This is a genomic window from Streptomyces sp. NPDC027185 (genome assembly GCF_055567035.1).
In genome coordinates this window covers 81,134-93,718 of record NZ_JBVHRF010000008.1, presented here as the reverse complement: position 1 = coordinate 93,718, position 12,585 = coordinate 81,134, and the positions used below count along the sequence as shown (strand labels likewise).

Annotated in this window: 12 protein-coding genes and 2 pseudogenes; 5 read left to right on the top strand and 9 right to left on the bottom strand. The window is 71.5% G+C overall.

Annotated elements, in window-relative coordinates:
* Positions 1 to 264: 264 nt before the first annotated feature.
* Positions 265 to 657, bottom strand: coding sequence for a MarR family winged helix-turn-helix transcriptional regulator (locus ACZ4M8_RS24675; protein ID WP_467611303.1), 393 nt, complete (start codon positions 655 to 657; stop codon positions 265 to 267).
* A gap of 32 nt (positions 658 to 689) precedes the next feature.
* Here ACZ4M8_RS24675 and ACZ4M8_RS24670 point away from each other — a divergent pair, with 32 nt between their 5' ends.
* From ACZ4M8_RS24670 to ACZ4M8_RS24660, 3 genes are all read left to right on the top strand, one after another.
* Positions 690 to 2,885, top strand: a complete 2,196-nt coding sequence (locus ACZ4M8_RS24670; RefSeq protein ID WP_467610770.1) for an aldehyde dehydrogenase family protein — start codon at positions 690 to 692, stop codon at positions 2,883 to 2,885.
* A gap of 155 nt (positions 2,886 to 3,040) precedes the next feature.
* Positions 3,041 to 3,814 carry a maleylpyruvate isomerase family mycothiol-dependent enzyme gene (locus ACZ4M8_RS24665; RefSeq protein WP_467610768.1) on the top strand — a complete coding sequence of 258 codons (774 nt, stop codon included), beginning with the start codon at positions 3,041 to 3,043 and terminating at the stop codon, positions 3,812 to 3,814.
* 374 nt (positions 3,815 to 4,188) lie between these two features.
* On the top strand, positions 4,189 to 4,899 hold the full coding sequence (locus ACZ4M8_RS24660) for a DinB family protein (protein WP_467610766.1): 711 nt from the start codon (positions 4,189 to 4,191) through the stop codon (positions 4,897 to 4,899).
* Between the two features lie 23 nt (positions 4,900 to 4,922).
* Here the strand turns inward: ACZ4M8_RS24660 and ACZ4M8_RS24655 are convergent, their stop codons facing one another.
* Entirely contained in the window at positions 4,923 to 5,066 is a 144-nt protein-coding gene (locus tag ACZ4M8_RS24655) for a hypothetical protein (RefSeq protein WP_467610764.1), read from the bottom strand.
* Positions 5,067 to 5,300: 234 nt separating this feature from the next.
* On the opposite strand from ACZ4M8_RS24655, the gene ACZ4M8_RS24650 reads away from it, so the two are divergent.
* Positions 5,301 to 5,438: a hypothetical protein gene (locus ACZ4M8_RS24650; RefSeq protein WP_467610762.1), complete on the top strand. Its 138-nt coding sequence runs from the start codon at positions 5,301 to 5,303 to the stop codon at positions 5,436 to 5,438.
* A 228-nt stretch (positions 5,439 to 5,666) separates the two neighbouring features.
* On the opposite strand, the gene ACZ4M8_RS24645 is transcribed toward ACZ4M8_RS24650, so the two are convergent.
* From ACZ4M8_RS24645 to ACZ4M8_RS24625, 5 genes and pseudogenes are all read right to left on the bottom strand, one after another.
* Positions 5,667 to 6,500, bottom strand: a complete 834-nt coding sequence (locus tag ACZ4M8_RS24645; RefSeq protein WP_467610760.1) for a PIG-L family deacetylase — start codon at positions 6,498 to 6,500, stop codon at positions 5,667 to 5,669.
* A gap of 308 nt (positions 6,501 to 6,808) precedes the next feature.
* The gene (locus ACZ4M8_RS24640; RefSeq protein WP_467610758.1) at positions 6,809 to 7,162 is read right to left on the bottom strand and encodes a hypothetical protein; all 354 of its coding nucleotides are present in this window, start codon (positions 7,160 to 7,162) and stop codon (positions 6,809 to 6,811) included.
* Between the two features lie 180 nt (positions 7,163 to 7,342).
* A pseudogene (locus ACZ4M8_RS24635) lies at positions 7,343 to 8,000 on the bottom strand (SDR family NAD(P)-dependent oxidoreductase).
* Between the two features lie 252 nt (positions 8,001 to 8,252).
* Positions 8,253 to 8,639 (bottom strand): annotated as a pseudogene (locus tag ACZ4M8_RS24630) (aldo/keto reductase); the annotation flags it as partial.
* 204 nt (positions 8,640 to 8,843) lie between these two features.
* Positions 8,844 to 9,410, bottom strand: coding sequence for a helix-turn-helix domain-containing protein (locus ACZ4M8_RS24625; RefSeq protein WP_467610756.1), 567 nt, complete (start codon positions 9,408 to 9,410; stop codon positions 8,844 to 8,846).
* Positions 9,411 to 9,476: 66 nt separating this feature from the next.
* Between ACZ4M8_RS24625 and ACZ4M8_RS24620 the strand changes: the two genes are divergently transcribed.
* The gene (locus tag ACZ4M8_RS24620; protein WP_467610754.1) at positions 9,477 to 11,090 is read left to right on the top strand and encodes an FAD-dependent oxidoreductase; all 1,614 of its coding nucleotides are present in this window, start codon (positions 9,477 to 9,479) and stop codon (positions 11,088 to 11,090) included.
* Positions 11,091 to 11,309: 219 nt separating this feature from the next.
* On the opposite strand, the gene ACZ4M8_RS24615 is transcribed toward ACZ4M8_RS24620, so the two are convergent.
* Both ACZ4M8_RS24615 and ACZ4M8_RS24610 read right to left on the bottom strand, forming a co-directional pair.
* Positions 11,310 to 11,735 carry a hypothetical protein gene (locus ACZ4M8_RS24615; RefSeq protein WP_467610752.1) on the bottom strand — a complete coding sequence of 142 codons (426 nt, stop codon included), beginning with the start codon at positions 11,733 to 11,735 and terminating at the stop codon, positions 11,310 to 11,312.
* 272 nt (positions 11,736 to 12,007) lie between these two features.
* Positions 12,008 to 12,460, bottom strand: coding sequence for an NUDIX hydrolase (locus ACZ4M8_RS24610; RefSeq protein WP_467610750.1), 453 nt, complete (start codon positions 12,458 to 12,460; stop codon positions 12,008 to 12,010).
* Positions 12,461 to 12,585: the final 125 nt, after the last annotated feature.

Genomic DNA, 12,585 nt, shown 5'->3' with positions numbered 1-12,585 from the left:
CGGTGTTCTCACCGGTGCCCTCCTGCCGTGCGTGTCCGGCACGGGCGAGGGAACACGGGGAATCATTCAGCGCCGATGCTGCCGACGGCTGCGCCGCCACCGGTGAAGGCGCGGATGAAGCCGGGCCGTCGGTCTCCGGGAGCCGGCAGTGGCGGGGGGAGAGGAGGCGTCGATGCCGGTGGCGGTGAGCGGGCGAGTATCCACTGACGCGGCCACGGCATTCCGTCGGCGAGCCGCCCTGTGTTCTGCGGCCGGGCCCGGCCGTCAGGCGGCAATGGCAGGGAAGACCTCTTCGAGCAGACGCCGGAAGGAGCGCCGGTCCTCCTCGCCGAGGCTCTCCAGCCCGGTGAGGCCGGACATCAGGTCGGCGCGGATCCGCCGTACCGTCTCCTCGCCCTCCTCGGTCAGGGCCACCCTCTTGACCCGCCGGTCGGCGGGGTTGGCCTCGCGGCGCACCAGACCCCGCGCCTCCAGGCGGTCGACGATGCCGGTGACGTTCGAGGCGTCGCAGGCCAGGAGGTCGGCGAGGGTCCGCATCGGCATCGGCCGCCGCAGCAGGCCGAGCACCTTGCCCTGCATCAGGGTGAGGTCACGCTCCGCCGCGACGGCGGCGAAGTTCCGGTAGTAGAGCGACGCGGCCTGCGCGAGCTGGTCCATCAGCTGCACGGGCGTAGGCGCGGACGCGGGGGATGCCGGCGGTGGCGCCGAGGGCGATGTGGGCGGCTTCCTGCGGGTCATGGCTGCATTCTAAGGGAGAATACTTGACTTCCTCAACCATTGAGGTCTACCTTCACATAGCGCTTGAAGACCTCAACCATGTAAGGCTTCAACCTCTCTGCCGTGAGTCTCCCGGCCGCACACCGCCCCACGTCCTTCAGGAGCACCGCATGCCCTCCGCGCTCTTCGTCGTCACCGGCGCCACTCACTGGACGCTCGCCGACGGCACCCCGCACCCGACCGGCTACTGGGCCGAAGAGCTGGCCGAACCGCACCGGATATTCCGCGAAGCGGGCTACGACATCACCCTCGCCACCCCTGGCGGTGTCCCCGCGCCCGTCGACCGGGGCAGCCTGAGCCCGGCGTCCAACGGCGGCGCGGAGCGGGCCGCCGTCATCGGCGCGTACCTCGACGCGATCCACGACACGCTCCACGCTCCGGCCACGCTGGAGGACATCGACCCCGACCTCTACGACCTGGTCTTCTACCCCGGTGGCCACGGCCCGATGGAAGACCTCGCGGTCAACGAGGCATCCGGTCGGCTCCTGACCCGCACACTCGACTCGGGCAAGCCGCTGGGTGTGGTCTGCCATGCCCCCGCCGCGCTCCTCGCCGCCCGCCGCGAGGACGGCAGCTGGCCCTTCACCGGCTACCGGATGACCTCCTTCACCAACGCGGAGGAAGCCGCGGTCGGTCTCGCCGCCAAGGCCCCGTGGCTGGTCCAGGACCGCCTGACCGCGCTCGGCGCCGACTTCTCCGAGGCCACCCCCTTCACCCCGCACACCGTGACGGACCGCAATCTGTTCACCGGGCAGAACCCGGGTTCCTCCGCGGCCCTCGCCCGGTCGATCGTCGACGCGCTCTCCACCGACCCTGCGACACTCACGGCCCGGCTGCGCGCCACCTTCGACACCGGCCGCACCAAGCCGCTCGCCTGGCGTCTCGGCCGGCTGGGCGCCCTGCGCACGCTCCTCACCGAGCAGGCCGACGTCTTCCTCGACGCGCTCCACACCGACCTCGGCAAGGGCCGCACCGAGGCGTACCGCACCGAGATCGGCTTCACCCTCCACGAACTCGACCACACGGTGAAGCACCTGGAGGAGTGGCTGCGGCCGAGGCCGGCCGCGGTTCCCGACGCCCTGCGCCCCGCCGAAGCCCGGGTGGTCCGCGATCCGCTCGGCGTCGCGCTGATCATCGCGCCGTGGAACTACCCGCTCCAGCTGGCCCTCGCCCCGCTGGTGGGAGCCCTCGCGGCCGGCAACACCGCCATGATCAAGCCCAGCGAACTGGCCCCGGCCACCTCGGCCGCGCTGGCCCGCCTGCTGCCCCGCTACCTCGGCCGGGACACCGTGGCCGTCGTCGAGGGCGGCGTCCCCGAGACCACCGCGCTTCTGGAGCAGCGCTTCGACCACATCTTCTACACGGGCAACGGCACGGTCGGGCGGATCGTCATGACGGCCGCGGCCAAGCACCTCACACCCGTGACGCTCGAACTCGGCGGCAAGAGCCCGGTCGTGGTCGAGCCGGGCGCCGACCTGGCGGCCACCGCACAGCGGATCGTCCGCGGCAAGTTCCAGAACGCCGGCCAGACCTGCGTCGCCCCCGACTACCTTCTCGCCGTCGGCGACACCGCCGCGGAGCTCGAAACGGAGCTGGCCCGCGCGGTCCGCACGGCGTACGGAGCCGACCCGGCGGCCGAGCCCGAGTACGGACGCATCGTCAACGAACGGCACTTCGACCGGCTCGTCGCCCTGCTCGGCTCCGGACGCGTCGTCACGGGCGGCGACCACGACCGCGCGCGTCGCTACCTCGCGCCCACCGTGCTCGCGGATGTCTCCCCGGACGCCCCCGTGATGCGGGAGGAGATCTTCGGCCCGATCCTGCCGATCATCACCGTGCCCGACCTCGACGCCGCGATCGCCTTCATCAACGAACGAGACAAGCCGCTCGCGCTGTACGCCTTCACCGCCTCGGAGCACACCAAGCAGCGGCTCACGCAGGAAACCTCCTCCGGCGGCCTGGCCTTCGGCCTGCCCGTCTCCCACCTCGGCGTACCCGAGCTGCCGTTCGGAGGCGTCGGGGAGAGCGGTATGGGCCGCTACCACGGTGAGTACTCCATCGAGACGTTCAGCCACACGAAGGCGGTCTTCGACAAACCGCTGATCTAGCCGCCCGACCGGCCTTTCCGGCCGCCCCGGCCCAGCGTCTGCCTGGGCCGGGGGCGGAAGGGCCCGGGGCGTGGCCATGCCCCGGGCCCTTCCGCCCCCGCCCCGCGGACAGCTCCGGACCGCTCACCATCCGCCCCGCCCACAGGAACCACACCGTGCCCCTCCACCACCCCATCGACCACCGCGCGGCCGTGGCGGCCGAAACCGCCGCGTTCACCACGGCGCTCAGCGGCGCCGACCTGACGGCCCCGGTACCCACCTGCCCCGGCTGGACCCTGGCCGACCTGATCAGGCACACCGGCGGTGTGCAACGCTGGTTCGCGGCCCTGCTGCACGCACGCGTCCAGGAACCCCCGCGCAGCCGTGACGTGGACCTGCACCTGCCGGCCGGGCCGGACGACTACCCCGGCTGGCTGGAGCGGAGCGCGGCGGTGGCCGCCGCCGCGTTCGCGGCCACCGACCCCGACCTGCCGATGTGGGCGTGGGGCGCCGACCGGCACGCCCGCTTCTGGGCGCGCCGGATGCTCTTCGAGACGCTGGTGCACCGGGCCGACGCCGAACTGGCCCTCGGGCTCCGGCCCGCGATCGACCGCGCGCTCGCGGCCGACGGGATCGACGAGTTCCTCGTCAACCTCCCCTTCGCCACCGCCTTCGCCCCCAAGGTGGCCAACCTGCACGGCGCCGGGGAGACCATCCGCTTCCGCACCACCGACGCGAACGCCACCTGGTGCGTCCGCCTGCGCCCCGACGGCTTCGGGACCGTCCCGGCCGACATCGCGGCAGACACCACCGCGGACGCGACCGTCCACGCCACCGCGCCCGACCTCCTGCTGGCGCTCTACGGCCGCCGCCGGCACACCGCCGAGGCCGTCGCCTACGAGGGAAACCAGGACCTGCTGACCCACTGGTTCGCCAACACCGCGTTCTGACGAGCACGTCGCCGACAAGCGCTCCGACTACGCCCACCTGCGGCGACGGCTCCGCGAACGCGGCATCACCTCGCACCGTCCGCAAGGCGCCGAACTCTCGCGGCGGCTCGGCCGCCACCGCTGGGCCGCGGCGGGAACGGTGTCCTGGCTGAACGGCCGCAGATGCCTTGACCGACGCCACGCAGACACAGCGGAGCACCTTCTCGCCGTCGTCGGCACAGCCGCACCCCGCACCGCCCGTCCCCGCCTCACCGGAGAAAACAACTCCTTGGTTTTTGACCTCCGGCCTCGAACGACGTTTCGGGCGCCCCGGGCATGGCCCTCTCCTTCCGGACGCCCGCCTGGTGCCGACCCGCCGGTACACAATGCTCGGCATGGTGAGCTTTGAAGATCAGGACCTGGCCGACGCGGAGTTCCGCGAGTGCGACCTGACCCGCGCCCGGCTGATCGGCGTGGTGATGCGGGACGTCGTGATCGACGGACTCGTCAGCAACCTGGTGGTCAACGGCGTGGAGGTGACGTCCTACGTCGAGGCCGAACTCGACCGGCGGTATCCGGTTCGGGTGCTGATGCGCTCAAGTGACCCGGCCGATCTGCGGGAAGCCCATCGACAGCTCCGTGATGGCTGGGCGGGGACGATCGAGCGGCTCCGCGCGATGCCCGCGGGCTCCGAGCACCGGCGGGTCGCAGACGAGTGGTCGGCAGTGGAGACCCTGCGCCACCTGGTGTTCGTACACGACTCGTGGTTCCGCCGCTGCTGCCTGGGATCGACCCGGCCCTTCACCGGGATCGGGTTGGCGTCCGACTCCGTGCCCGATCAGGAGGAACAGGGCCTCGATCCCGCGGCGGCCCCCGGCCTCGACGAGGTACTGGCCGTGCGAGACGAACAATCCGCCGAGCTGGAGCACTGGCTGGCGACCGTGACGGTCGACGAGCTGTCCGCAGTCGCTCCCGTGCCCGCAGGACCGGGCTGGCCGCCGTACGCCGAGGGCAAGCCGGTGGCCGACTGCCTGCGGGTGGTGCTGAACGAGAACTGGCTGCACCACGGGTTCTGCGTCCGCGACCTCGACATGCAGGAACGCTGAGCCGGCTCCTCGGCACCGGCCCCTCACGTGGCCACTCCTCGGAGCGAACGCAACGTGTGAGGGCGGCCTTCCTCGTGAACCTGAACTGTGGAGAGAAGCACGGGATTCACGACGATGGCCGCCTTCGCGACCGCCGTGCAGATCATCGTCTGGTTGCTGATGGGCATCTTCCGCGCTCATCTCGACGGTCCGTGGTGGCTGTGGACGCCCGGCCCGGCCGCCATGGCATGGGCTCACGGTCCGATCGCACACCTGTGGATCGCGATGTTCTTCCTCGGATTCGCCCGCGCCGCACAGCAGTTCACGCCGGCCGCGCCACCGATGGCCCCCGGTGGACCCTGTGCGGTGCCCGCGTCGTCGCAGCCATCAACCTGCTGGCCACCCCATCGCTCTACTTCGGCATGGACGCCACTCACTGCTACGCCGTCGACGGGTGGGGTGCCGATGCCCTCGTCGGTCTGATCACTCCGGTCTGGATCGGCTTCACCGGCCTGGGCATCCACCGGGCCCACAAGAACCGGGCACCCATGCTGACGTGACGGCATGTCCTGATCGCCGCCCGGCACGACCGCCTACGGAAAGAAGCCTCCCCGGTGTGTGTTCCGGGGAGGCCTGGGCTGCCGGTCCTGACCTGTGGCGGCGACGATGCGCAGCGCGTGCCCGTGGCTGCCGGAGGCGGGACGTGCGGGGGAGCCTCCGGGCGTGTGACGTGCACGATGGTGCTGTGCGGGCGAGGAGTTTTCCCGGGTCTCGGCCGGACCGGCGGGTCAGCGGAGTCCGGCGAAGAGATCGTTCTCGGGTACGGCCGCGCCGGTGGTGTCCTGGACACGTACGAACGTCTCCGTGCCCATCAGCTCGCCGAACCTCGCCTTGCCCATCTTGAGGAAGAATATGTTCTCGCCCTGACTGGCATGCGCGGCCAGCGCGTCGAACTTCTGACCGCTGAACGCGGTGGTGTCCACCCATGTGGTGATCTCATCGTCGGGGAGGCCGATCTCGGCCGGCGCGGCGGCCTCGGCCGGATCCGGCTCCGGCATGTCCTCCCCGAACTCGCGCATGGCCTCCCCGAACCGCTGCATCGCTGAGCGGGGCATCGTCGTCCAGTACACCTTCGATGCCAGCCCCGTGCTCTCCAGCGCCGCCATCGTGATGCGGTGGGCCTGGATGTGGTCGGGGTGACCGTAGAAGCCGTTCTCGTCATACGTGACGACCACATCGGGGCGGTAGTGCCGCATGAGTTCCGCCAGCCGGGCGGCGCCTTCCTCCACGGGGGTCTGCCAGAAGGACCCGGGGGCGTCGTTGCTCGGCCAGCCCACCATCCCGGAGTCGGCATAGTCCAGCATTTCCAGATCGCTGATCTTCAGGGCTTCACAGCTCGCCTTGAGTTCTTGACGGCGCATCGACGCGACGGCTGCCGGATCGTGCCCGGAGTCGCCCGGCTTGACGCCTCCCGGTCCGTCACCGCAACCGCCGTCGGTACACGTCACGAGAACCGTGCGCATGCCCTCCGCCGCGTACCGCGCGAGGACTCCTCCGGTGCTGGTCGCCTCGTCATCGGGGTGGGCGTGCACTGCCATGAGCGTCAAGGGCCGGTCAGTCATGTACAAGTCCTCCAGTGGTGATACGACATGGCCCGAGGGCGCGGTGAACCCACCACGATCCTGGGCCCGGATTCCGGCAGGCGGATGACCTTGTGGTGTCCGTGTTCGACGTCGGTGCGTCGGCTGATGCAACAGCCCCGACGGGGCCGGATGTTCCCGGTGTGATCGATTCGCCTCGGCGCACCGGCGTTCCGACGTGAACGAGGACACCCAGCAGCCCGGGAACGCCGCGTTTCTCTGGACGTCGGTGTTGGTTCCGCGGCGCCGACGCAGCGCGGGCCCGGCACGGACGGCCGACGGCGGGAGCTTCACTCGGGGTGTACGAAAGGCGCGACACGGAGGTGCAACCACGTCACACTCGCCCAAGCCAGCGCGGCCACGGCGAGGCAAGCCGTCACCACCGGCACCACGGTCCGTGTGCCCCACCCGGCCCGGCGGCTCAGAAGAGACCTGGACAACCGCCAGGTCACCAACGTGACCGCAGGGAATCCGCACAGCATGGCCGGCAACTCCCCGTAGAGCAGACTCCAGTCCCGCTCGCCCTCGAAGCCACCACGCAGACCAGGCAGAGCCCCGTACCGCCACAGAACCGACCCGACCACCACGGCGGCGACCGCCAGCAGGAAACCGACGGCGCCGGTCGACTCAACACGTTTGCCCATGCCCTTACGGACGCGCCCCTGACCGGACGAGTTCCCCACCCTCCATGACGTCCCGCAGAACGAACACGCAGCAGACGGCGGGGGCCACGGAGCCGCAGGGAGGGCCCGCCTCCCGCCGGACCGCACCCGCCTTCCTCAAGCCCGCTCCAGAGGCCCGTCGGGTGAACCGAGGGACGGCGGTTACCCGGTGTAGCGGGTGGCGAGGGTCGGGGACTGGCTGCCGAAGGCGGCGAGGTCGGCGGTGAAGACGTCCTGGGGGAGCTGAGGGTCCTCGACGCCGGGGGCGCTGACGGTCTCGCCGAGTTCCAGGCCGCGCAGGGCTCCGGTGACGAGGTCGTCGGCGCTCATGCGGGGGACGGTGCTCATGTCCAGACCCTGCGAGGAATGGAACTCGGTGGCCACCACGCCGGGGCAGACCACGCCGACCGTGACGCCGGAGTCCTCGACCTCGGCGGCGAGGGTCTGGCCCATGGCGACCAGGTAGGCCAGGGTTCCGGCGTAGACGGCCCGGCGGGGCATGACGCTCTTGTCGGCGGGGCCGGAGAAGACGATCATGCCGGCGACGTTGAGGAGGGTGCCGGTGCCGCGCTGCTGCAGGGGGCCCACCGCGGCGCGCAGGAGCTGGGTGGGCGCGAGGATTGACGTTGACGAGTTCGCGGGCCTTGTCGGCGGGCAGATCGGCGAGCGGCATGTAGCGGGAGACGCCGGCGTTGTTGACGAGCATGTCCAGCGGTTGGGTGGCGCAGATCGCCGCGAGGGCGTCGATGCCTTCCTCGGTGGAGAGGTCGGCGGTGCCGGTGCGGACGGCGGTGCCGGGGTGGGCGGCGAGCTTGCTCATGAGGGGCCTTTCGGGACCTCCGGCTCAGGCGGCCGGACCGGTGGGAGTGTGCCTTCTCATGAAGGAAGAGGAGTGTGCCTTCCGATGAAGGCAGGCGGCGGCGGCGCGCCGCGCTCCGTCGCCGTCCCGCCGGGCGCGGAACGGGGGAGCCGCACGAGGAGGCGAGGCCGGTTTCGCCGCCGTCCGCGTCGATGCGCCAGGGCCGGACGGGGATGAGGACGGCCGTGACGGAGGAGACGGGGGCCGGGCCGGTCAGGGGTGCGGAGCGCCGGCCGGCCGTGCGGGGATCGCGTCGAGCAGGGCGCGGGCCTCCTCGTCGAGAGTGATCGCGCCGGCCTTCAGGTTGGCTTCGAGGTGGCGGGTGGTGGCGGTGCCGGGGATGAGGAGTGTCCGGGGGCTGTGGTGCAGCAGCCAGGCCAGGCCGATCTGGGCCGGGGTGCACCCCAGGCGCTCGGCGGTGGCGATCACGGCGGGTTCGTCGGTCACCTTGGGCAGGCCCGGCATCGCGCCGCCGAGGGGGAAGTAGGGCACCCAGGCGATCTGCTTCTCGGCGCAGAGCTTCAGCAGTTCCTCGTCGTCGCGGGCCACGAGGCTGTAGGGGTTCTGCACGCACACGATGTCCGCGGGCAGGGCGCGGCGCGTCACGGCCGCCCTGCCGGCGTCGTCCGGCGACGGAGGCTCCGGCCGGTCCGCGGATCGGTGGCCACGCGGGGCGCCGTCATGATCACCGCGGTGGCGCAGGGCCGCGACGCCGCCGGCGCCGGAGGCCGGCCTCGGAGCCGTCCGGCCGCGCGGTGAGCCGGCGGCGCCACCCGCATCGGACCGGGGCGGGCCCGCCGATGGTCATTCCTTCCCGTGGTACACGTGCGCGTGCTGTCCGTCGCGGTCGAAGATCATCAGGAGTTCGGCCGGGCCGTCGACCGCGGCGAACGCGTGCGGGGTCATGGTCGCGAACTCGGCCGCCTCGCCGGCCTCGACGGTGATCTCACGGTCGCCGAGCAGGAGCAGGATCCGCCCGCTGAGCACGAACAGCCAGTCGTGGCCGGGGTGGACCCGCTGCCGTGGTCGGTCCGGGGTGGGCTCGACCAGCATCTTCACCGCGACCGTGCTGCTGTCCGGCCTGCTCAGCGCCCATGTCGTGCGCCCCTCGATCCGGCTCGGCGTGGGGCGGATGATCACGTCATCGTTGTCGCTCACGTCGAGCAGTGCGTCCAGGCCGACCTGGAGGCCGGCGGCGAGCGGAAGCAGTACGTCGAGGCTGATGGTGCGCTTCCCGGTCTCGACGCGACTGATCGTCGAAGGGCTCAGGTTGGTGCGCGCGGCGAGCTCGTCGAGGGAGAGCCCGAGCGTGGTGCGCAGGCTGCGCAGCCGGGCCCGGACGATGTGCTCGATGTCGGAGAGCTGACTCACGGTTCCTCCTTGCGAATTCCGCAAGGAGTTTGGCACATACCGCCAGAGCTTTCTACGGTGGAGAACATGAGCCCTCACCACACCGCCCCCGGCGCACCTGCCGTTCCGACCGTCACCCGCCACTGCGACGTCGCCGTCATCGGCGGATCGGCCGCCGGCCTCGCCACCGCCCTGCAACTCGGCCGGCAGCGCCGCTCGGTGATCGTGGTCGACTCCGGCGAGCCGCGGAACGCGCCCGCGGCGCACATGCACAGCTTCCTGGGACGCGACGGCACGGACCCGGCGGAGCTGCTCGCCACCGGTCGTGCGGAGGTACGCCGTTACGGGGGCGAGGTGCTGTCCGGCCGCGCCGTGCGGGTGGCCCGGGACGGCGAGCACTTCCTCGTCGAACTCGCCGAGGGCTTCTCCGTGGTCGCCCGCCGGATCGTCGTCGCGACCGGCCTGGTCGACGACCTCCCCGCGATCGAGGGGCTGGCGGACCACTGGGGGAAGACGGTGATCCACTGCCCGTTCTGCCACGGCTACGAGGCCCGCGACCAGCGGCTCGTCCAGATCGTCACCCACCCGCTGGGGCTGGCGCACGTCACGCCGTTGCTGCGGCAGTTGTCCGCGCGTCTGACCGTGCTCGTCGCGGACAGTGTGGAGGCCGACGAATCCTGGGTCGCCACCCTCGTCTCCGCGGGTGTCGACGTCCGCCTCGCCACCACCGCGCACCGTGTCCTCGCCGGTGCGGACGGCCGCCTCACCGGGATCGAGCTGTTCGACGGCTCGACGATCGGCGCCGACACCATCCTGATCACCCCGCGCTTCGCGCCCCGCGCCGAGCCGTTCACCGGACTCGGCCTGCACCCCTCGCCCCACCCGACCGGCATGGGCGAGGTGATCGAGGCCGATGCGGCGGGCGCCACCGCCGTCGACGGGGTCTACGCGGCCGGCAGCATCACCGACCCCGGCCTGCAGATGCTCCCGGCCGCCGCCCACGGCAGCCGCGTCGGGGGCGCCGTCGCGATGAGTCTCGCCGCCGAGGACGTGCGCACCGCGGCCCGCCCGTCCGCCTCCGTCACCGACTGGGATCACCGCTACTGCGGCGACCCGATCTGGAGCGGCAACCCGAACGGCTCGCTGGTCGCGGAAGTGGCCGACCTGCCCGTCGGCCGTGCGCTCGACGTCGGCGCGGGCGAGGGCGGTGACGCGATCTGGCTGGCCGAGCAGGGCTGGGAGGTGACCGCGAGCGACATCTCCTCGCGCGCGCTCGACCGGATCCGGGCCGAGGCCCGGCGGCGCGACCTGCCTGTCACCTGTGTGCTCGCCGACGCCAACGCCCGGGAGCCGTTCGTCCAGGGGGCGACGCAAGGCGGGTTCGGCCTCGTCTCGGCGGCGTACGCGTCGATCCCGCGCACCCCCGACCTGCGCGGCGTCCACAATGTGCTCGACGCCGTCGCCCCCGGCGGATCCCTGGTCGTCCTCAGCCACGACCTTGAGGCGATGCGCGACCCGCAGCACGGGCACCGCCCGTTCGACCCCGACGCCTACCTGCACATCGACGATTTCGTGACCGCGATCAAGGCCACGCCCGGCTGGACCATCGAGGTCGACGACAAGCGCCCCCGCCCTCTGGGCGCGGCCAGCGCTGCCCACCACGTCGATGACCGGGTGCTGCGCGCCCGCCGGGTGAGCTGAGCCGGCGTCACCGGCGAAAAGGGCAACGGCCCGCGTCCGTGCCGGAGCACGGACGCGGGCCGCGTGGGCGACAGCGCGCGGCGGCGGCGGTGACGTGCACTCGGACGACGCGTATGGACCTTGCCGGTCTGCCGGCACTGGGGGCCGGGCCCGGCTCATCGAAGAGGCGGGAGACCCCTCGCCTTCGGCGAACCCGGTCCGTTCGGTGTCCGCCGTCCGTTACTGGCAGCGGGGCAAGAGGTTCACCCAGTGCGACCAGCCGTACTGGTCCAGGTTGGTGTCGCTCACGTAGACGTTGCGGTGCCCGGTGTCGTCGTCCGTCCGCAGCCAGTAGGCGCTGGTCCAGCCGCTGGCATCGTTCTTGTAGTACTCGCCCTCGGCGTAGCAGTAGAAGTAGTTGCGGCCGCCGTTGAGCGTGCCGGCGTGGCTGCTGCTCCGTGCGTCCGGTGTGTAGTGCGTCCACTGCGTCCGGGCGGTGTTGAGATACACCTTCGCGTACGCCGCGGTCTGTGCGGCGAGCGGCGTCCCGGGCGCGTGTGCCGCCGCGCTCCCGGACGGCTGGGCCGCGCTGACGCCTGTGGTGCCGAGCAGGAGTCCGCCGGCTGCGAGCGCGCCGAACAGTGCGCGCCGGAAAGTCTTGTACATCCCCGTTCCTTCTTCCACGGCCCTTGGTCAGTGGGCCAGTTGAGCAAATGCTTGCATGCTCGCTCACAACCCCACAAGAGCCGATACCTACCAGCCTGCACCCGAGAAACTTCAGCCCCGAGAGGCAGAAGCGGACCCACGCGGCACCACACGTGACTCGTGAGCGTCGGGAGGCCGGGATTCCGAGGTCGTGTGGTTCGGCGGGCTGTGAAGGGCGAAGCCGCGGCGGTACGGGGCGCGGCGGTACGCACGTACCACCGCGCCCCGTGGTGTCAGGCGGTGGCGGCCCATCCGTGTTCGGCGAGAGGGGATGAGCCGCCGAGGTACCTTTCGATGCCTTCTCCGGGGTACTCGATGATGTCGTCGGGCAGCTCGTGTACGGAGAACCATTCGAGGCTGAGGCACTTGTCGGGTTCGCGGTTGACGGGTTCGCCGGCCCATGCGGTGGCTTCGAAGAAGAAGCCGATGCGCTCGGTGGTGGCGTTCTGTTTGTGGTGCACCACCTGGACGAGGCGCAGGTGCGCGGGGTCGACGTGGAGGCCGGTTTCCTCGAACAGTTCGCGGGCGGCACCGCTGGTCAGGGGTTCACCTTTGTCGAGTTTGCCCGACGGCAGGTGCCATCGGCCGTAGCCGTAGGGCCCTCCGCGCCGGGAGAAGAGGATCTTGTCGCCGTCGCGGAGGATGACGTGGGTGTCGATCACGGGCTGCGCTGGTTCGGGGCTCATGGTTCCTGCGGTGTCGTCGGTGCGTTCAGGGACCCGACGGTACAGGCGGTTCGGGCAGGGCACCGGCGATACGGGCTGCGACCTCCGAGGGGGTGAGCGCGCGGGTGTCGATGCGCAGGACGGGT

Bases quoted from the DNA above. Each gene is read 5' to 3' on its own strand.
- ACZ4M8_RS24670 (WP_467610770.1), top strand. From the start codon at position 690: ATGCCGGCGGTGGCGCCGAGGGCGATGTGGGCGGCTTCCTGCGGGTCA.
- ACZ4M8_RS24645 (WP_467610760.1), bottom strand. From the start codon at position 6,500: ATGACTGACCGGCCCTTGACGCTCATGGCAGTGCACGCCCACCCCGAT.
- ACZ4M8_RS24650 (WP_467610762.1), top strand. From the start codon at position 5,301: ATGGACGCCACTCACTGCTACGCCGTCGACGGGTGGGGTGCCGATGCC.
- ACZ4M8_RS24655 (WP_467610764.1), bottom strand. From the start codon at position 5,066: ATGCCCATCAGCAACCAGACGATGATCTGCACGGCGGTCGCGAAGGCG.
- ACZ4M8_RS24640 (WP_467610758.1), bottom strand. From the start codon at position 7,162: ATGGGCAAACGTGTTGAGTCGACCGGCGCCGTCGGTTTCCTGCTGGCG.
- ACZ4M8_RS24675 (WP_467611303.1), bottom strand. From the start codon at position 657: ATGGACCAGCTCGCGCAGGCCGCGTCGCTCTACTACCGGAACTTCGCC.
- ACZ4M8_RS24660 (WP_467610766.1), top strand. From the start codon at position 4,189: ATGGTGAGCTTTGAAGATCAGGACCTGGCCGACGCGGAGTTCCGCGAG.
- ACZ4M8_RS24620 (WP_467610754.1), top strand. From the start codon at position 9,477: ATGAGCCCTCACCACACCGCCCCCGGCGCACCTGCCGTTCCGACCGTC.
- ACZ4M8_RS24610 (WP_467610750.1), bottom strand. From the start codon at position 12,460: ATGAGCCCCGAACCAGCGCAGCCCGTGATCGACACCCACGTCATCCTC.
- ACZ4M8_RS24615 (WP_467610752.1), bottom strand. From the start codon at position 11,735: ATGTACAAGACTTTCCGGCGCGCACTGTTCGGCGCGCTCGCAGCCGGC.